This is a genomic window from Bradyrhizobium sp. SZCCHNS1022 (assembly GCF_032484835.1).
Classification (GTDB): Bacteria; Pseudomonadota; Alphaproteobacteria; order Rhizobiales; family Xanthobacteraceae; genus Bradyrhizobium.
This window is the reverse complement of the sequence record NZ_JAUETT010000001.1, coordinates 1807772-1826398: the sequence shown is the minus strand read 5'-3', so window position 1 is coordinate 1826398 and position 18627 is coordinate 1807772. Positions and strand designations below refer to the sequence as shown.

18 protein-coding genes are annotated in these 18627 nt (G+C 63.9%); 7 read left to right on the top strand and 11 right to left on the bottom strand.

Annotated features, from left to right (window positions below; genetic code table 11):
* Positions 1–210: 210 nt before the first annotated feature.
* From QX071_RS08315 to QX071_RS08305, 3 genes are all read right to left on the bottom strand, one after another.
* A complete protein-coding gene (locus QX071_RS08315; protein ID WP_315701357.1) occupies positions 211–1605 on the bottom strand; it encodes a hypothetical protein in 1395 nt (464 codons plus the stop codon).
* A gap of 911 nt (positions 1606–2516) precedes the next feature.
* Complete coding sequence (locus QX071_RS08310) at positions 2517–3164, bottom strand: HAD family hydrolase (RefSeq protein WP_315701358.1); 648 nt, start codon at positions 3162–3164, stop codon at positions 2517–2519.
* A gap of 350 nt (positions 3165–3514) precedes the next feature.
* Positions 3515–3994, bottom strand: a complete 480-nt coding sequence (locus QX071_RS08305) for a GNAT family N-acetyltransferase (protein WP_315701360.1) — start codon at positions 3992–3994, stop codon at positions 3515–3517.
* Here QX071_RS08305 and murI point away from each other — a divergent pair.
* The 3 genes from murI to QX071_RS08290 all read left to right on the top strand — a co-directional run bounded on the left by murI (position 3878) and on the right by QX071_RS08290 (position 6306).
* Positions 3878–5122 (top strand): glutamate racemase, encoded by a 1245-nt coding sequence (gene murI / locus QX071_RS08300; RefSeq protein ID WP_315751425.1) that lies wholly within the window; start codon positions 3878–3880, stop codon positions 5120–5122. The two genes, QX071_RS08305 and murI, sit on opposite strands and share 117 nt — an antisense overlap.
* 156 nt (positions 5123–5278) lie before the next feature.
* Complete coding sequence (locus QX071_RS08295) at positions 5279–5686, top strand: PaaI family thioesterase (protein ID WP_315701362.1); 408 nt, start codon at positions 5279–5281, stop codon at positions 5684–5686.
* 242 nt (positions 5687–5928) lie between these two features.
* A complete protein-coding gene (locus tag QX071_RS08290; RefSeq protein WP_315701363.1) occupies positions 5929–6306 on the top strand; it encodes a protease inhibitor I42 family protein in 378 nt (125 codons plus the stop codon).
* Between the two features lie 112 nt (positions 6307–6418).
* On the opposite strand, the gene QX071_RS08285 is transcribed toward QX071_RS08290, so the two are convergent.
* On the bottom strand, positions 6419–8857 hold the full coding sequence (locus QX071_RS08285) for a mechanosensitive ion channel family protein (protein WP_315701364.1): 2439 nt from the start codon (positions 8855–8857) through the stop codon (positions 6419–6421).
* Between the two features lie 270 nt (positions 8858–9127).
* On the bottom strand, positions 9128–9784 hold the full coding sequence (locus QX071_RS08280; protein ID WP_315701365.1) for a glutathione S-transferase family protein: 657 nt from the start codon (positions 9782–9784) through the stop codon (positions 9128–9130).
* An 85-nt stretch (positions 9785–9869) separates the two neighbouring features.
* On the opposite strand from QX071_RS08280, the gene QX071_RS08275 reads away from it, so the two are divergent.
* Together QX071_RS08275 and QX071_RS08270 are read left to right on the top strand one after the other, a co-directional pair.
* Positions 9870–10835: a YafY family protein gene (locus QX071_RS08275; protein WP_315701366.1), complete on the top strand. Its 966-nt coding sequence runs from the start codon at positions 9870–9872 to the stop codon at positions 10833–10835.
* Between the two features lie 334 nt (positions 10836–11169).
* On the top strand, positions 11170–11421 hold the full coding sequence (locus QX071_RS08270) for a hypothetical protein (protein ID WP_315701367.1): 252 nt from the start codon (positions 11170–11172) through the stop codon (positions 11419–11421).
* 13 nt (positions 11422–11434) lie between these two features.
* Here the strand turns inward: QX071_RS08270 and QX071_RS08265 are convergent, their stop codons facing one another.
* The 6 genes from QX071_RS08265 to QX071_RS08240 all read right to left on the bottom strand — a co-directional run bounded on the left by QX071_RS08265 (position 11435) and on the right by QX071_RS08240 (position 16358).
* Positions 11435–11932: a TPM domain-containing protein gene (locus tag QX071_RS08265; RefSeq protein ID WP_315701368.1), complete on the bottom strand. Its 498-nt coding sequence runs from the start codon at positions 11930–11932 to the stop codon at positions 11435–11437.
* 18 nt (positions 11933–11950) lie between these two features.
* Complete coding sequence (locus tag QX071_RS08260; protein ID WP_315701369.1) at positions 11951–12856, bottom strand: TPM domain-containing protein; 906 nt, start codon at positions 12854–12856, stop codon at positions 11951–11953.
* Between the two features lie 16 nt (positions 12857–12872).
* Positions 12873–13484: a LemA family protein gene (locus tag QX071_RS08255; protein ID WP_315701370.1), complete on the bottom strand. Its 612-nt coding sequence runs from the start codon at positions 13482–13484 to the stop codon at positions 12873–12875.
* Between the two features lie 144 nt (positions 13485–13628).
* Positions 13629–14645 carry an ABC transporter substrate-binding protein gene (locus QX071_RS08250; protein ID WP_315728850.1) on the bottom strand — a complete coding sequence of 339 codons (1017 nt, stop codon included), beginning with the start codon at positions 14643–14645 and terminating at the stop codon, positions 13629–13631.
* Between the two features lie 40 nt (positions 14646–14685).
* Positions 14686–15552 carry an ABC transporter permease gene (locus QX071_RS08245; protein WP_316171567.1) on the bottom strand — a complete coding sequence of 289 codons (867 nt, stop codon included), beginning with the start codon at positions 15550–15552 and terminating at the stop codon, positions 14686–14688.
* A 26-nt stretch (positions 15553–15578) separates the two neighbouring features.
* On the bottom strand, positions 15579–16358 hold the full coding sequence (locus QX071_RS08240) for an ABC transporter ATP-binding protein (RefSeq protein ID WP_315728852.1): 780 nt from the start codon (positions 16356–16358) through the stop codon (positions 15579–15581).
* A gap of 110 nt (positions 16359–16468) precedes the next feature.
* Between QX071_RS08240 and QX071_RS08235 the strand changes: the two genes are divergently transcribed.
* Together QX071_RS08235 and QX071_RS08230 are read left to right on the top strand one after the other, a co-directional pair.
* Complete coding sequence (locus QX071_RS08235; RefSeq protein ID WP_315701374.1) at positions 16469–17134, top strand: response regulator transcription factor; 666 nt, start codon at positions 16469–16471, stop codon at positions 17132–17134.
* On the top strand, positions 17109–18497 hold the full coding sequence (locus QX071_RS08230; RefSeq protein WP_315730825.1) for a sensor histidine kinase: 1389 nt from the start codon (positions 17109–17111) through the stop codon (positions 18495–18497). The genes QX071_RS08235 and QX071_RS08230 overlap by 26 nt, the downstream gene beginning before the upstream one ends.
* Positions 18498–18627: the final 130 nt, after the last annotated feature.

The following is an 18627-nucleotide window of genomic DNA, read 5'->3' as shown; positions in this document are numbered from 1 at the left end:
GACCCAGAACCGACAATCGCAAGACACGCCTCCCTCACCGAAATGAACAGCGCGGAGCACGATCTATTCCCAACGCTTGCCGCGCAGGCCTGTCGTAGCCGCCGAAAATAGCCGAAAAGCGGAGAGCTGCGGGCAAGCATGAAAAGAGGCGCTTCACGTCGGGGTGAAGCGCCTCGCTGCCAAGTTGCTGCCAAGTTCTCAGATCGACAATCAGCGCGAGACCACAAGGCCCCTTGACGTTACCACCACCCAACGGCCGTCCTGCCGGCGGATGGCGTCGATCTTGCCGAGCCCTGGCACCGGATCGCCGGCATAGACCTCGTAAAGCCCATCGCGGCCTTCGATCAGCGCGCCACCCCGGCCGACATTGCGCAATACCCAGCCTTCGACGATCTTCGGCTTGCTGACATCGGGCTTGGGGGCGGCCGTTTCCACCGGCGCAGCGGGCGCGACGGAGGCAACGTGCGCAGGCGCGATCGAGTTCGTCGTCTCCTTTGCCGTGGCCTGGGCGGCCGCCGAAGCCTGGGCGGAGCGCAGCCGCTCCACGGCGTCGCTGAGCTTCTGCAATTCGGTCGGCTTGGTGATCTTGGCCGCCAGTTCGCCTTGCGCCTTCTCGAGCTTGTCGAGGCGATCGGCGGCCTTGTTGAGCTCGACCAGGCTGGTCTGGTTGGCCTGCTCGAGACCCGCCTTCAGCGTGGCAACGTCGGAATCGATCCGCGCCACCGACGCCGACAGCGCCGGATCATTCTCGGTCGCCGCAGCGGTCGGCTGCGCCGTGGAGCCATGCAAGAAGGCCATGGTCGCGAACGCTCCCCCGATGCCGCCGGCCAACACCGCGGCCAGCAACATGGCAGCCAGGGCCGGCGTGCCGCGCCGACCGGCGACCATGAAAGCCGCGGGCGTTTCCTTCTCCGGCTTCTCCTTCTCCGGCTTCGGAGCCGCAGCGGCGGAGGCGGCGGCAGTCTTGTCGGATCCGTCGAACTTGAAGGGCTCGAGCTTGAGCCTCGCCTTCGCGGCGGCAGCCACGCGCGCGGCGACAGACGCCGCGGTCTCGCCGGCGCCACCATCGTTCGCGCTCGACATGATCAGCCGCTTGGCGGGCGCGTCCAATTTGGGCGGTGCCGCATTCGTTGCCGCGATCTTCGGCGCCGTCACACCGAGAGCCGAAAGCTTCGGCACGTCCGCCTTTGGCGGTTCGTTCGTCGGGGCTTCGGCCTTGATGAGTTCGATTTTGGCAGGTTCGACCTTGCGCGGCTCGGGCTTGGTCAGGTCCAAGATGGTCAACGTCGGCTTCGCCGCACCGGCCGCGGGGGTAATCGTTTCAACTCTGGCGTCAATTTTCGCCGCTTCCGGCTTGGCGATCTCCGCCGGTGCCGCGTCGGGACGGATGTCAAGCTTGGCCTCCGGCTTAACCTCAGTCTTAACCTCAGCCTTGGCCGCATCGGCCGTCGGCGCCTCATGATCGGGCGCGATCCTCGGAGATACGAGCATATGGGCCGCGGGCCCCGTCGCATCCGTCATGGTCGGCTGGGCGGGAGACGTCGGGGATGCAGCCGGCTCGGTCACGACGGCGCCAGCGCTTGTCTGTTCGGCCTGTTCGCTCACGTTCGAATTCTCCAGAACACGTTGAGCCTTTGGTAACTTTCGATTGCTTGCCAAATTCTTACTTTGGCTCGGCTTACCGAAATTTTAGGGATTTCTCCGGGGCAGTTTTGGGCCGAGAACAAGGTCCATATGTGGCAAAACTGCCGCAATTGGAAACGCCCGGCAGTTCGGCCGGTCCACCTCCCACGAAAGCCTGCACGGGCTCGCCTTCTCGCGGCGCAGCAGGCGTCCGAGCTTTGCGCTTCCGATCGCCCTCTTTCAAATGGAGGGCACAGGGAAGGCCGGACCTCGACTGAGGCCCGTGGCCCGCCTGCGGAAAAAAATGCAGGCGGCAGGTACCACAGGATCAGCCGGACGACCCGGCCTTCCCTGCGCGATGGGCTTACGACTTATACGTGATCTCCTCGGTGCACCGGGCTTTTTGGCCACCGTCATCCGCGCCATGCCCTCGCATCGCAAAGCGATGTCGAGACGCACGTCGCGAATTTGATATCAGCGTCGGGATATCAGGACCACACGACTTCATCGTCCGCTACATCGTCAGTCGTCTTGCGCAAAGCGCCTGACGTTGTCGCGGCCATCGCATCCCGCACTCCACGTATCGTGACGATCGCGAAACGCCCCTCCTGAAGAGCGCGGGACGTGGGATAGGATCGTCCTGATTTGCCCGACAACACAAGCGCGCGCATGTGCGACACGGTGGCACGACGGGCAATATCTGCATGGCGTGCATGCTCGGATTGCCCGACGGGCACGCTCAGTATCGGCGAACTCGCAAGAGCGACGAGAAGGGCTGCCACAACACGCAAGCGTTGAGAACGTCTGCTGACTGGACCAGACCGGAAGCCCCCCTTGCGAGCGCGAACCGACGCTTTTGACCCGACTCGGAAACCGGTTAAGGTCACGATCATTCAATGCGCTCGTTGCAGCAAATCTGGAAGGTCGCTCATCCGATGAAAGAGATCTTCGCAGATCGCTCGCAATTCCTGGTCAACTCCGGGATCGCCGCCGGTAAAACCCAGGACCCGCATCCCCGCGGCCCGAGCTGCGTAAACTCCGGATAATGAGTCCTCGACGACGATGCAGCGTGAAGGGTGAACGCCCAACGTTTGCGCCGCGTGCAGGAACAGGCCAGGGTCTGGCTTCCACGAACCCACCTCATACGCGCTAAATATACGTCCCTCGAAGCGCTCCAGAAGCTTGGTCAATCCGAGCGTGTGCGTGAGCTTCGACATCGGCCCGTTTGACGCTACACAAACGGGAACAGAGATTTCGGCTAAAGCTGCATGGATTCCTTCGACAGGCTTCAGTTCGGCATCGAACGCCAATGCCGTTGCTTGTCTGACATCCGCCACAAACGTTTCCGGAACGTCGCGACCTAACCGGCGCTCAATTTTTCGCACACAGTCCGCCATTTTTAGCCCCCGGAAAGCCCGGATCGCCTCCTCCACGTCAATTGGAGCGCCCTCCTCGGATGCCGCTCGGGCTAAGACAGTCAGCGCAATGATCTCGCTGTCGACTAACACACCATCCGAGTCGAAGATGACTAGCTCAATCACGATTAGGCCCACAGGAAAGACGGTCACAGCATGACCGGCACGAGGATTTGGTTAAGTAGAGTATATTCGATGCTTCGCACAACTGTTGTTCGACGACGCGAGTCCCGATCACTTCCGAAATTGGCCCCAACCGGCTGACCCGGCATGCCTGCAAGGTGTCGGCTCCTTGGGGGTGAAGCGGACTCGATATGCTCAACCTGAGTTCTTCCGAGCGTGACCCACAGCGGAAATAGCTATCAATTGGCTCCGGTAGCGAGCCGAGCGTGGTTTTGTGCCTTTAACTGGAGGACGCATGTCGGTCCTTACGGGAGTGACGGCATCGACCCATTGCGGACAGAGTCGATCTTTCTTCAAGCCTGGTTAGGCTCAAGGCGTTTAGTCATGAAAAGGCTGAGGGGATCGGCCTTGTAATCGCCGAAGGGAGGACAATCTCGATAACCCGCGGCGCGATAGAGTCCGATTGCCGCTGGCTGCTTTATTCCTGTTTCAAGACTGATACGTCTGACGTTGCGATCGCGCGCAACATCTTCCAATGCGCGCAACAATTGTCTACCCAACCCAAATCCGCGGGCTTCAATCCGCACGAACATCCGCTTCATCTCGGCGTGTTCTGGGGCAAGCATCCGAAATGCGATTGATCCGAGAAGCTCTCCGTGGCGACGCGCTGTAAGAAACACCGCGTCTTGTGTTCGCAGAGCATCAGCGCCAATCAGATGATTGCTTTCGGCAGGATAGAGTTCGTGAAAGTATGCGTCCGCTTGTGCCAACAGACTGAGCACATCCGGCTGTCTCGGATCTTCGGACATGAAGTCAATGTTCCCGAGCATCATGCAGCACTCCACCTGATGTTCTTATCATCGATACTAGGGGATCGGCGATGGCACTTCAACGAAGGACGACCGCTTTGGCCCGTCGGAGACCTTCCGGCTAGCGCCCAGCACGTCCGCTATCGAGGCTTGACTGGGCATGGTCGCTCCCTCGCCGATACGGCAGCCAAGACCCGGAAAGGACACCGTTCCGACCGGCCCTCGCGATCCTCTGTTGGTATTTTCGTAACTGTGCTCTATTGCGACGTCCAAGCAGGTTGTAAACCCATATGGCGGACGCTCGTGAATATAGGCATCTTTGACTCAGGAAGCGGCGGGCTAACCGTGATGCGCGCGCTCGACGGTCTGCTTCCAGATCGTAGCCTCGTTTATCTGGGAGATCACGGCAACGCTCCCTATGGCGACAGATCACCAGAAGAAATCTACGCGTTGACATTGAGAGGAATCGAGCGGCTGTTTCAAGAGAATTGTCCTCTCGTTATCATCGCTTGCAACACTGCTGCGGCACGCGGCCTTCGACGACTACAGCGGGAATGGCTTCCGCTTGCTCATCCTGATCGGCGCGTGCTGGGAGTGATCGTCCCCGTTGTCGAAGACGTAACCGGCATGCGTTGGTCTGCTGACCAGCATGCTGTCCCTCGCGTCGGCCACGAGCCTGATGTCGCCGTTGCCGTTTTTGCCACACAGCACACGGTTGAGAGCGGAGCCTTTGCCGGAGAAATTCACAAGCGCGCGCCGCATGTTGAAGTATGGCAACAAGCGTGTCCTAAGCTCGTGCCCCTTATCGAAGCCGATGCTTGCGAATACGTTCTCCGCAACAACATTGAAGATTATGTAGCGGACTTGCGAGCTCGGATGTCCGGCCGAGAACCCGATGTTTGCATTCTCGGCTGCACGCACTATCCCTTGGTCGAGTCATTGTTCCAGCAGGCGCTTCCGCAAGGAACGCGGATTTTGTCACAGCCCGAGGTGACCGCGCGAAGCTTGATGCAATACTTTCGGCGCCATCCAGAGTTTGACCAACCCAGCACCGGAGCGCGACGATTTCTCACAACGGGAGAGGCCACGTTGGTTTCTCGCATCGCTTCGCGATTCTTCGGAAGCAATATCGAGTTTTTGTCATCAGAGTAATTCTGACGCCGTCCGGAATCGAACAAGAAGCGAATGCAGGGCGGAACGAACCCGATGCGCGGATAGAACCACCGGAAGATCACGCGAGGCCGCTGTTACGCTGCACTTCTTGATTACTAGTTCTGCAATTGACCGAAACCAAGAAGGGGGCTGCCTATGTCGGACCATTTGAATGAGACGCCGCCGGCAGCGCTCCTCCTAGGCCGCGAGATCATTGCGGTGGACCCGCAGTCGGGCGTAGTCCAGTTGCGCTTTTTTGCGGATCCGAAATTTGCCAATCGTCACGGCACCGTGCAGGGCGGGATGCTTGCCGCGATGCTCGATTCGGCAACCGGCAACGCCGTGATGGCCAACCTTCCGCAGAATCAAACAGCGGTCACGACTCGATTGGATACGACGTTTGTAAAGCCTGCAGCGTTAGGTCCGCTCACTGCTAAGGCACGCGTCGTAAAGCATGATGCGCGGTCAGCTATAGCGGAGGCGGAACTCATTGATAGCTCCGGCCAAATTGTGGCCCGCGCTTGCGCGGAATTGCGGGTTCGGGAACGCAGTAAGGCAGTCTAGTGGTAGAGGTACGTTCTTGGCCCGCCCCGGACCCTGCGGTCTGCGCCCGCGATGTCGGCTTTCGGGCCTCGACCGGAAGTAGGCGGTGGGAGGCCGATAGGCCGCTTTCAACCCGATTTATGTTCCTGTGGACGAAGCGGCCTGTATCGATATGATTTGGATCAACAAATAGCGGCCAGATCGACCCGATATATGTTTAGTTGTCGGCTCGTTGCCGCCGAGATCAAAGCTGGAGCCAACCAATGAATGCACGGCTCGTATATCTAGTGGCGATCGTTCTGATCGTGGCGATTGACGCTCGAGCGAAAGCAGCAGATCAGACGTTGAGGCTGGCGGTCGGTCAATCCGCGAGCGTCGAACTTGAGGAAAATCCGTCAACCGGCTACGGCTGGGCGGTTGATGCCAAAGCAAGTTCCCGATTGCCGCTCGTACGCATCACCGACCGCGGCTTTTCGGAGCGCGAAGGCGGCAAGCGTCTAGTTGGCGCCCCAGGCGTTCATCGCTGGGACATTCAAGCATTAAGTGCGGGCACTGCGAATGTCGTCTTCATCTATCGGAGGCCATGGGAACGCAAGCACGTCCGTAGCCACGCGGTCGCGGTGGAGGCCGCAGCACCTTGAAAATCATCTGATCGATGGTGAGAACGGCCGAATGAGCGGCAAAAATGGAGCAGCCGTCCGCCCGCGTGCGATCGCGCCTCCGACCAGAACACGCCTATCATGACTACTCCGCCTACCCCAGGGCCCGGCGTTGCACGCCATCCGCGCCGGCGTCATCGGTGGCCTGCGGCATCGGCATCACGATGATCTGGCCGTTGGACGCGATCTCGATGCCACGCTCCTGGAAGCGCCGCTTCATGCGGCGGTTGAACTCGCGCTGCACCGGCCAGCGGCCGGAATCGGTGCAGCGGATCTGGCCGACCAGCGTCACCATCGAACCGTCCACCTTGTCGACGCCCCACAATTCGAGATCGCTGCGGATCACCCCGCGATATTCGGGCTCGCGGCGCATCTCGGCGACGATCTCCTTGAGTATCTCGCCGGCGCGGTCGGTATCCTCCTTGTAGGCGATGCTGACGCTGACCGCCGCATTGCCGGCGCCGCGGCTGGAATTGGTGATCGTCGTCACCGCACTGAACGGCACGATGTGCACGGCGCCGTCGGCGGCGCGCAGGCGGATGGTGCGGATCGAGACGTTCTCGACCGTGCCGGACAGCCCGGCGACGCTGACGACGTCGCCGACCTGCACGCCATTCTCGATCAGCAGGAACAGCCCGGTGATCAGATCCTGCACCAGCTTCTGCGAGCCGAAGCCGATGGCGATGCCGACGATCCCGGCGCCGGCAAGCAGGGGCGCGACATTGACGCCGATCTCGCTCAGCGCGGTGAGGCCGACGACGGTGACGATCAAACAGAACAGCGCCGTCCGCAGCATCGGCTGGAAGGTGCGCAAGCGCGCGGCCCGCACATAATGCCCTTCGCGCGACAGCACATCGATCTGGCGCTCCATCAGGGCATTGCTGATTTCCCAGATGCTAGCGGCCGCCAGCGCCGCGATGGCGATGGTGGCGAGCGCGGACAGCAGACGGCTGCCGATCTGGCCGCCATAGAACCACACCACGGCGTCGACGCCCCAGACCTCGAGCACGGCAACGAAGCCGGCAAAGGCGATGATGGTGGCGACGATCCGGCGCAGCAGGGGCAGATAGCGGTTGGCGCGCGTCTCCAGCCCCGGAAACCGCTCCAGGATCTCGGGCCGGATCGAAAAGCCGCGATCGATCACGCTGAGCACGACCATCGTCAGGACGCGGGCGACCAGGATCACCGCGATGGTGCCGACGAAATATTGCAGCATCAGCGAATAGCCGTTGCGGATATTGAGCGCCCACACCGCCCACAGCGCCATGTCGAGCGCGATCGCGAAATAATGCCACAGCGACGCGGCACGGCTGCGCGCCCGCGCCGCAAGCCCGCCCTGGCCGAACGGTGCCCGGATCACGTCCGCCACCTGCCGGCGGCATTGCAGGATGATGATGGCGATGAAGAGATGCACGACCAGCATGACCAGCCGTAACAGCCCCCAATATCCGGCACGGTGCAGCCCAAGCAGCAGCGCGACATTGGCGAAGCATATGCCCGACACGGCCACCGCGACGATGCGGCGCGCCCATATCTCGATATAGGCCGCGGTTTCGCCGCGGATCCGGATCAGGCCGAAGGGGCCGAACAGCGCGCGCACAGCGCAGATCATGCCGCGCGACAGGGCATAGGCATTGACGACCGCAAGGATCACGAGGCGCACGGTCGTCTGGTCGCCGATCCCGGTGCCGAGCAGCGAGGTGGCGACCGCGACGAAGACGAGCACCGGCAGGAGTTCGAGCAACAAACGCCCGAGCACGAAGGGCAGCCGGACGACCGACTGCCACAGCCGGACCAGCGACAAATGGCGGCGCCGCGGCTCAGGTTGCGTGAGGATATCGGCAATTGAGGATGGCGGGTCCGCGATCATCACCGCCTGGGCCGGAGCCCGCGCCGCCTGCGGAAGGCGCTGCTCGAGATAGGCGAGCGGCCGCCGGATCAGGCGCAAGCTCACCCATTCGGCCGCCAGCGCGCAGCCAAGCACCAGCGCGAGCTTCCAGGCGATGTCGAGCAGCTGATTGTAGGCCAACGGATCGTTGGCGGTGCGGATGATCCACCAGTAGAACGCCTGGAAATGGGTCAGCGTGCGAACGACGTCGGCGACGTCCTGGGATATCTCGGTCACCTGCTCCGACACCGCGAGCAGCAGTTGCGCGCCCAGACTGTCGGCGCTGAGCGGGATCGCAGGCTTCTCCTCGGGCGCAGGCTGCGCCGGCTGGCCCGCAGCCGGAACCGGCACCGCGGCGCCCGCCTGTGCCGGCGGCGTCGCGTTGGCGATCGCACGCAAGGTCTCGATCATCTGCGCGCGCTTGGAGGCGTCCTGCAGCGTGTCGAGCGCACGCCGCGCCTGTTCCGGGGTCAAGGCTCCGGCGGACGGCAGGGCCGGCGCTGCCGGTGCAGTTCGACTCTCGGCGAAGGCCGGATGCGCGATCAGGATGAAGCTGAAAACGAGCGTGCAAAGAAATCGCTGCGACACGAAGGCCCCTTCGAGGTGACGCGCGAGGACCGATGCGAAACCGGCCGCTCGCGCCATGCGGGAGCGCGCCGTTTCGCCGCAATCCTGTGTCGGAAGTTTGCTGGTGGCGCGGCTTTCTGTTGGAAATCGCCGCCCGACGCAGCGCGGCGGCCATATTTCAATCACAGCTCGCAGCGATGTGAGCGACCACCGCTGAACGGCGGCCGTAACCCTGTCTGTAGAGCCCGGGTGCTACCTGCTTCCTCTCAGCCGCGTGCGCGGCGCGCGACGGGCCAGCAATCGAACGGCGCGTGATTGCTGGCCCGCAGCTGCGCGGCCGCGCAGCATTCAACCGCCAATAGCCGCGGCGTGGCGGGCGGCCATCTCGACATCCTCCGCCGTCACGCGCTGGAAGGCCGGACGCGCGGTCATTCGCTCCGCGTAGTTCACGAACACATCGCGCTTCGGCACGATACCGAACGTCAAGGTCCAGTTGAAGGCGGTGCCCCAGAGGATGTCGGCCGCGGTCATGCGCTCGCCGAGCAGATAAGGCCCGTTGGCGAGCTGCGCCTCCAGCGCGCCCAGCATCGTCTCGTAATCGGCATAGGGCGACTGCGTGATCGGCGCCGGCGGACGCTGCATGAAATGGTCGATCAGCGCCGGCTCGAACGAAGAGCCGTAATAGGCGATCCAGCGCAGATACGGTCCGCGCAGCGCATCGTCGAGCGCGGGCGTCAATCCCGCCTCCGGGAACAGGTCGGCGAGATAGATGTAGACCGCGACCTGCTCGGTGACGAGCTGGCCACGATGGCGGATCGCCGGCACCTTGCCGAGCGGATTGATGGCGAGATAGGCCGGCTGGCGCTGCTCGCCCGCCTTCATGTTGAGGACGTGCAGATCATAGGGCGCGCCAAGCTCCTCCAGCAGCACGCGGGTGCCGGTGGCTCGGGTCTGCGGCGAATAATACAGGGTGATGCGGTCGGCTGAGCTCTCGGCTGAAGTCATTGGGCTGCTTCCTCTCGTTTTTGAAGGCAGACCCGTTGTGCCACCCCATACCTGACATCCTGTGTCAGGTATGGTTTAACGCGCCATGCGCGCGAGCCGGCTGCTCTCCATCCTCACCACCCTGCAGGCGCGGGGCCGGGTCACCGCGCCCGAGCTGGCCGAGGCTTGCGAGGTCTCCGTGCGCACGATCTATCGCGACATCGATGCGCTCTCGGCGGCGGGCATCCCGGTCTATGCCGAACGCGGCGCCGAAGGCGGCTTCCGCCTGCTCGACGGCTATCGCGTACGCCTGAACGGATTGTCGCCGGTGGAGGCCGATGCGCTGTTCATGGCGGGCCTGCCGGGGCCCGCGGCCGCACTCGGGCTCGACGGCGCGATGAGCGCAGCGCAGGCCAAACTGATCGCGGCGCTGCCGGCCAGCCTGCGCCCGAACGCTGCGCGGATGCAGGCGCGGTTTCATCTCGATGCCCCGGCATGGTTCGGCGAAGCGGAGGAGCCGCAGCACCTGCGCAGGATCGCCGATGCGCTGCTCGCCGACCGGATGATCGACATCCGCTACCAGAGCTGGCGCGCGGAAAAGCGCCGCCGCATCGCCCCGCTCGGGCTCGTGCTCAAAGGCGGCAGCTGGTATCTCGCCGGCCAGATCGACGGCAGCGTGCGCACCTACCGGGTCGCGCGCATCCTCGATTGCAGCCTGCGCGAGGAGACGTTCGCGCGGCCGGCGGATTTCGATCTCGCCACCTATTGGCAGGCCGCCACCGAACGGCTCGAGGCCGAGATGCATCCCAAGGAAGCCAGGGTGCGGCTCTCGCCTCGCGGGGTCAGGCTGTTGGAGGTCGTGAGCCAGCCTTATGTCAGGGCGCGCACGCGCATCTCGGACGCGGCCGACGCCGACGGCTGGCGCATCGCCACCATTCCGATCGGCACGACGGCATGGCATGCCGCGACCGAACTCTTGCGGTTCGGCGCTGACGCCGAAGTGCTGGAGCCTGCCGAGCTGCGTGCCATGATGGCCGAGCTCGCGCGCGCGATGGCGGAGCGTTATCGCTGACGCACACGGCAGGACCGATGCGGCTCGGTCCCGGCGCATCGGCGCCGCCAGCCGCCGGTCAGCTCATCACCGCTCACAGCGGTGCGAGCAGCATGGCGTGCGCGCGATCCTCCCCCTTCCTGAAACCGACGAGCGGTCCGAATGTTGGCTTCAGCCGAAAGGTCCTTTCGGCTTTTCGCCCCTAATCGCGTGGGGGTTCGAGATGCATCTGAAAGCCGAATGAGGGGAAACACGAGCCGGTTGCGCCGCACCTTGGACAGAGCTCCAGGCCGCTCGTGGTCCCCTTATTCACGAGTTCCTGTACGCATCCTTCACGCATCCTTGGAGCATCAACATGATCCGACAATCCATTCTTGCGACCGTCGGCGCCGTTGCGATTTCACTTGCTGCGATCTCGGTGGCCCGCGCACACGGCCCAGCGGCCTCCGACGGCGCGAGAATTACGAGACCGATGCGCGTCAAACATCCGGCACCGGCTTCCTGGCGATGGAGCAACGACAGGATGGAGACCGCGCGCGAGCCGGTCCCGCCACCGGTCAATCTGTTCGAGACCGGCAGGCCACCGGCCCAGCCCGCGCAGTGGTGAGGCTTCGGCCCGCCTACATCACCACCGGCCGGTCCGGCAGTTCATTGGGCGTCCCGGCTTGCGGCGGGAAATGCCTGGCCAGTTCGCGCGACACCGCCGCGATGCCGGCGAGCACACCTTGCTCGAACCGGCCGTCGCGGAAGTCTGCCTCCATGGCGCGGCAGATGCTCTCCCAGCCATCCTTGCCGACCTTGGCGTGGATGCCGCGATCGGCGACGATCTCGACGTCGCGGTCGGCGAGCAGCAGATAGATGAGGACGCCGTTGTTGTGAGCGGTGTCCCAGATCCGCAGATGCGAAAACAGATCGAGCGCGCGCTCGCGTGCCGGCTGGTTGCGGAATAGCGGCGCGCCATCGAGCGCCCCTTCGACGACGAACCGCAGTTGGCCCGCATGGGTCGCCTCGCCGCTCCTGATGGCCTGTTCGATCCGCGCCAGCACGGCCGGCGTGAAGATCCGCCGCTGCAGCCAGCGGTGATGCAGAAGATGCCTGGCGATCCGTTTGACGCTCATATGTGCCAGCCCATTGCGTCACCAGTTTCCTGAGGCGCCGCCACCGCCGAAGCTGCCGCCGCCTCCTGAGAATCCGCCATCCGAGCGGCTGCCACCGCTGCTCCAGCCGCCCGACGACCCACCTGACCAGCCGCCGCCATAGCGGCCGCGCCCCGGCGGCCCGAATGCGGCAAAGCTGTCGGCAATCAGCGCGATGAAGAAGCCGACCATGCCGGACAACAGGGCTGCGGCGAGTGAGCCAACGACCAGCCACGCCAACCCGCCAACCACCGCGCCGGTGGCGGCCGAACCAAGCAGCCGGCCGAACAGCGCCCGCAGGATGCCGCCAGCCATGATGGCGCCGAACAGCACGAACGGGGCGAACGATCCGATCGTTTCGAAGTCCAGATCCTGCCCGTGCGAGGCCTGCGGCTCCGGTGCCGGCAAGGGCTCGCCGTCGATCACGCCAATGATGCGATCGACGCCCGCGGCGATGCCACCGGCGAAATCGCCCCGCCTGAATTTCGGCGTGATGTCCTCATCGATGATCCGCCGCGACGTGACGTCCGTCAGGCTGCCTTCCAGGCCGTAGCCGACCTCGATCCGCACCCGCCGGTCGTTCTTGGCCACCACCAGCAGCGCGCCGTCGTCGATCTTCTTGCGGCCGATCTTCCAGGCGTCCGCGACGCGGATCGTGAACTGCTCGATGCTCTCAGGCTGCGTGGTCGGCACCATCAGCACCGCGACCTGGCTGCCCTTCCGCGTCTCCAGGTCCTTCAGCTTTTGATTCAGGCTCGCAACATCACTCGCAGCGAGCGTGCCGGTCTGATCGACCACGCGGCCGGTGAGCGGAGGGACGGCGACGTCGGCGAACGCCGATGCAAGAAAGGGGACGCACACCAGGAGCGCTACGCCGAGGGCCCTCGCTGCCAGGATTGCGCGCAAGGTCGGATGCTCCAGGCTATTTCGCAGGGGCTGGCGCAGGGACGTTGAAATCGACCTTGGGCGCGACCGAGATCTCGCGCTCGTTGTCCACGGTGAAGTTCGCCTTCTCCTTGTAGCCGAACATCATCGCGGTGAGATTGTTCGGGAAGGTGCGGATCGAGACGTTATAGTCCTGCACCGCCTTGATATAACGGTTGCGCGCCACCGTGATCCGGTTTTCGGTGCCCTCGAGCTGGGACATCAGGTCGCGGAACAGCGCGTCCGACTTCAGTTGCGGATAGTTCTCAGTCACCACAAGCAGCTTCGACAGTGCGCTGGTCAGCTCGCCCTGCGCCTGCTGGAACTTCTGGAAGGCGGCCGGATCGTTGATGAGCTCCGGCGTCGCCTGGATGCTGCCGACCTTGGCCCGCGCATTGGTGACGCCGAGCAGGACATCCTTCTCCTGCTGGGCGAAGCCTTTGACCGAATTGACGAGATTGGGGACGAGATCGGCGCGGCGCTGGTACTGGTTGACGACCTCCGACCAGTTGGCCTTCACCTGCTCGTCATTGGTCTGGATGGCGTTATAGCCGCAATTGGTCAGGCTCAACGTGGCCAGCGCCGCCAGCACGGTCCAAAATCTGCGCATCGCGCTCTCCCCTTCTCCCGGTGCCCAAGCTCTCACAGCACAGGTTGAGTGAAGACGCAATGACGAGCCGCACGGTCTTTCGAGGCCGCGCGGGCGTCGGGCCAATGGCCGGTCCGACCGACCGGCGTGGTTCGCGAGCTGCGCTCAGCTGCCGTTGCGCTCCCGTAGCGGCGAGATGAACAGGTCCTGCCAGGCCGCCGGCTTGACCTTGATGGAACCGGCGCCATGCATGAAGTCGGCGATCTTCAGCATGCCCTCCGGCGTCGTGGAGAACCAGGTGTCCTTATCCTGCAACATCTCCAGCATCTCTTCCTTCGTGGTCTTCACCTTCGCGGTCCGCGCGTAGATCTCCGCCGCAGCCGCCTTGTCGCGGGCGATGAAGGCGTCTGCCTCGTCCAGCGCGTCGAGAAAGGCCTGGACGACCTTCGGATTCGCGTCGACGAAACGCTTCGGCGCGAAGGTCACGTCCATGGTCATGCGTCCGAGCACGTCGGCCGAGTTGGCGACGCGATGGACCTTCGAATCCTTCAGCTCCAGATAAGCGAACGGCGGCGAGGTGAAATGCGCCGTGATCTCCGTCTTGCCGGAGGTGAGCGCCGCCAGGGCCTCGGGGTGCGGCAGGCCCACCGTCATCGGATCGAGCTTGGCGTAATTCTCGCGACCGAACTCGTGGGCCGCCATCATCTGCAGCATCACCGCCGAAAGCGAGGTCTTGATGCCGGGCAGCGCGATCTTGTCGCTCGGCTTGAAGTCCTTCAGCGATTTGATCTCGGGATTGTTGGTGTTCATCCACAACGACGTCGAGCTCAAGCCGCTGACGCCGACGACCTCGACGCTCGGAATGCCCTTGGCCTTGGCCCACAGCGTGATGAAGCCAGGCGCGCCGGTGCCGGCGATGTCGAGCGAGCCCGCCATCATGGCGTCGTTGATGATGTTGCCGCCGTCGAGCATCAGCCAATTGACCTTGAGCGGACCGATCCCGGCCTTCTCGGCCTGCTTCTCCAGAAGCTTCTGGTCCTCCATCACGATCAGCGGCAGATAGAGGATGCCGTAACCCTTGGAGATCCTGACTTCCTTGACCTCGGCCTGCGATGCGCCGCCGCTGCCGAGCAGCGCGAAAAGCCCGAGAGCAGCCGCGCCAAGTGATGCCTTCCAGGACATAATTCCCTCCCTCATGTCAGACTTGTTGTTGTAGCCGGAATTAATGCTGCATGCCCCAGCGCCGCACCGTCTTGCGCTCGATGGTGGCGAAGACGAGATTCTCGACGACGAGGCCGATGAAGATCACCGTGAACAATCCGGCGAACACGTTCGCCGTTTCGAGCTGATTGCGGTTCTCGAAAATGAACCAGCCGAGACCGCCCGAGCCTGAGGAGACACCGAACACCAGCTCCGCTGCGATCAAGGTGCGCCACGCAAAGGCCCAGCCGACCTTGAGCCCGGTCAGGATGGCGGGAAAAGCGGCCGGGATCAGGATGAAGCGCACGAGCTTCAGCCCGCGCAGACCATAGTTCATACCGACCATCCGCAGCGTGTTGGACACCGAACGGAAGCCCGAATGGGTGTTGAGCGCGATCGCCCACAACACCGAATGCACGAGCACGAAGACGACGCTGCCCTTGCCGAGCCCGAACCAGATCAGCGCCAGCGGCAGCAGTGCGATCGCCGGCAAGGGATTGAACATCGAGGTCAGCGCTTCCAACAGATCGGCGCCAAGGCGCGACCCGATTGCGATCGTCGTCAGTGCCGCGGCGAGGGCGATGCCGATGCCGTAGCCGATCAACAGCGTCTCCATCGAAGCCAGCGTGCGCGCCGGAATCACGCCATTGCGGATGTTGTCGAAGAAGGCGGCGAGCGTGTCGGTGAAGGTCGGAAACAGCAGCGGATTGCCGAGCCAGGTTCCATAGGCCTGCCAGATGCCCGCCAGCACCAGCAGAATGAAGGCCTTGCGCACCGCGCCCAGGCGATAGATCCGCTCGAACCAGGACAGGCCTGCTTCGACCTGGACGTCGCCGAGCGGGGTTTCCGGATTGACGATTTCGGCACGGAGGGCCAGCGTTTCGGTCATGGACGTGTCCTCTTGGCGATGGCCGATCAGTGGTGACCGAACAGCATGTCGTTGATGCGCCCTTCGAGCGCGACCTGCTGCGGCGAGCCCATCATGTCCGATGGAATGCTGTTGAGTTCGGCCCGGACACGGCCCGGATGCGGCGACAGCAACAGGATGCGCGACCCGATCTTGATCGCCTCCTCGATCGAATGCGTCACGAACAGCACCGTGAAGCGGGTGTCCTCCCACAGTTGCAGCAATTCGTCCTGCATCTTGCGGCGGGTCAACGCATCCAGCGCGGCGAACGGCTCATCCATCAGGAGAATGTCCGGCTCCATCGCCATGCCGCGCGCGATCGCAACGCGCTGCTTCATGCCGCCGGACAGCGTGTGCGGATAGCTGTCGATGAACTTCGACAGCCCGACCTTGTCGATATAGGCCCGCGCCCGCTCGCGCGCCTCCGCCGGGGCGACGCGTCCGCTCGCGGTGAGCGCGAAGATGACGTTCTCGCCGACCGTCTTCCAGGGCAGCAATTGGTCGAACTCCTGGAATACCATCATCCGATCCGGCCCGGGCTCGGTGACGTCGCGACCCTTGAGCTGAATGCGGCCCTCGGTCGGACGCAAATAGCCGCCGATCGCCTTCAACAGCGTGGATTTGCCGCAGCCGGACGGCCCGAGCAGAACAAAGCGGTCGGAATTGTAGACGTTGAAGTCGACGCGGTAGGTCGCGGTGACGAGCGTATCGGGCGTCTTATATTGCAGCGTCACGCCCTCGACGGTGAGCAGGGGCGCAAATTGGGTCTGCGGCTGATGCACTGTCATCGATCCTCCCCATGTTGCAGTGCGAAATTTTACGTGGCGCACTTCGGCAACCTTGGCGGAGATGATAGACGGGCGAACTGACCCCAAACTGACTCGGAGCTGAGACGCCGTTGCGCATCCTATTGGTCGAGGACACGCCAGAGATCGGCTGCGCCGTCGTGAACCGCTTCGAGCGCATCGGCTATGCGGTCGATTGGGAGAAGGACGGCCGCACCGCCAGCGAACTGGTCGAGGTGCAATCCTACGATCTGATCGTGCTCGACGTGATGCTGCCGAACATGGACGGCTTCGCCATCCTGAAACATCTGCGCCGCAAGGGATTACGGACGCCGGTGCTGGTGCTCACCGCCCGCTCCGCCGTCGACGACCGCATCAGCGCGCTCGATCTCGGCGCCGACGATTATCTGGTTAAGCCGTTCGATTATCGCGAGCTGGAAGCGCGCGCCCGCGCCCTGCTGCGGCGTGCCTGCGGGCTGCCGGACAACACCTTGACGATCGGACCGCTGACGATCGATCGCGCCGGCCGGACGGCGAGCGTATCGGGCCAGCCGCTCGATCTCACGCGCCGCGAGCTGACCGTGCTGGAAATCCTGGCCGCGCGGCCGGGCCGCTATGTCGGCAAGGAGGAACTGGTCGAACAGCTGTTCAGCTTCGAACAGGACCCGAGCCCCAATGCGGTCGAGCAGTTCGTGGCGCGGCTGCGCCGCAAGCTCGCGGGCACGTCAGTCGAAATCCGAACCGAGCGCGGCCTTGGCTATCAGCTCTCAGCTTCGTAAGCTCAGCGGCTCGCTCCGCGCGCGGCTGCTCGTTGCGATCGGCGCGATCCTCGCGGTCGGCGCCGTCGTTCTCAGCTTCGCGGCATGGCAATATGCTGCCACCGCGGCGCGCGATGCCTATGACAAGCTCCTGGTCGGCGGAGCGATTCAGATCGCAGAGAATGTCTATCTGCAGGGCGGCGTGGTGACGCTGGACCCGCCGGCGGCCGCGTTTTCCACCCTTTCGGCCTACGATCTTGTCTTTTATCGCGTCACCGATCCGCGCGGCGTGGTGGTCGCCGGCTATGACGACCTCGCAGCGAACATACCGCCGGCCGCGTTGCGCAAAGGCGTGCGCTTGAGCGACGGCACCTTCCGCGGCCAGAAGGTGCGCATCGCCGCGGTGGCCCGCAAGATCGACGGGGCGCCGGGCGATGGCTGGGCCGAGATCGTCCTGGCGCAGACCCTTGCCGCGCGCGAGGCGCTGACCTGGGACCTGGCATCCAAAGCAATCGGCATCATCGCCGCGATGAGCGTGCTCGCACTCGCCGCCACCGCGCTCTGCCTGCGGCTGGTGTTCTCGCCGCTGACGCGGATCGAGGCCGAGATCGCGCGGCGAAAGCCGGATGACCTGAGCCCGATCGCGGTCACGCCGCCATCGGAGGTGCGGGCGCTGGTCGGCGCCATCGACGGCTTCATGCAGCGGCTCGACGAGCGCATCAAGATCATGCAGCGCTTCATCGCCGACGCCACGCATCAATTGCGGACGCCGCTCGCCGCCATCGATGCACAAGCCGAGCTTCTCGCGGCAGATGGCGAGGAGCCCAAGGCGCTGGAGGCTTTGCGGGAACGGATCGCAGATCTCGGACGGCTGACCAACCAGCTCTTGGACCACGCGATGGTGCTGCACCGGGCGCAGGCGCCGCGCCTTGCTCCGACTGATATCAATGCCTTGGCCAAATCGGTGCTATCGCAAGCAGTGCCGCTGACACTCGACCGTGAAGTTTCGATCGGCTTCGTGCCGTGCGACGCTGACGCCGTGATCGAGGCCGACGCGATCAGCCTGCGCGAAGCACTGGCCAATCTGATCCACAATGCGCTCGTTCATGGCGCGCGAAGCAGCTTGACGGTGATCGTCGAGCCGAGCGGCGCTGGTCTTGCGATCTGCATCCGGGATGATGGTCCGGGCATTCCGCCCGAGGCGCAGGCGCGCCTTGTGGTACCTTTTCAAAAGGGTGAGACCTCACGCGGCTCCGGGCTTGGACTGGCGATCGCCAGCGAAGTCGCGCAAGCGCATGGCGGAAGCTTGCGCTTCAGCGGAGGCGATGGCGATTTCAGTGTGCTGATGGAGCTACCCGCAGGGGATACAGGTAGGCCTTCTTAGCCAGTTGATCGGAAGCGCGGCACGAGATCAAAATTCGTCCTCCCCGCGTGCGCACTCTCCCGGAAAGCGGTTCGAGCTCTCACCGCAACAACCGTGCGCTCCCCTCCCCCTTGCGGGGAGGGGAGCGGGG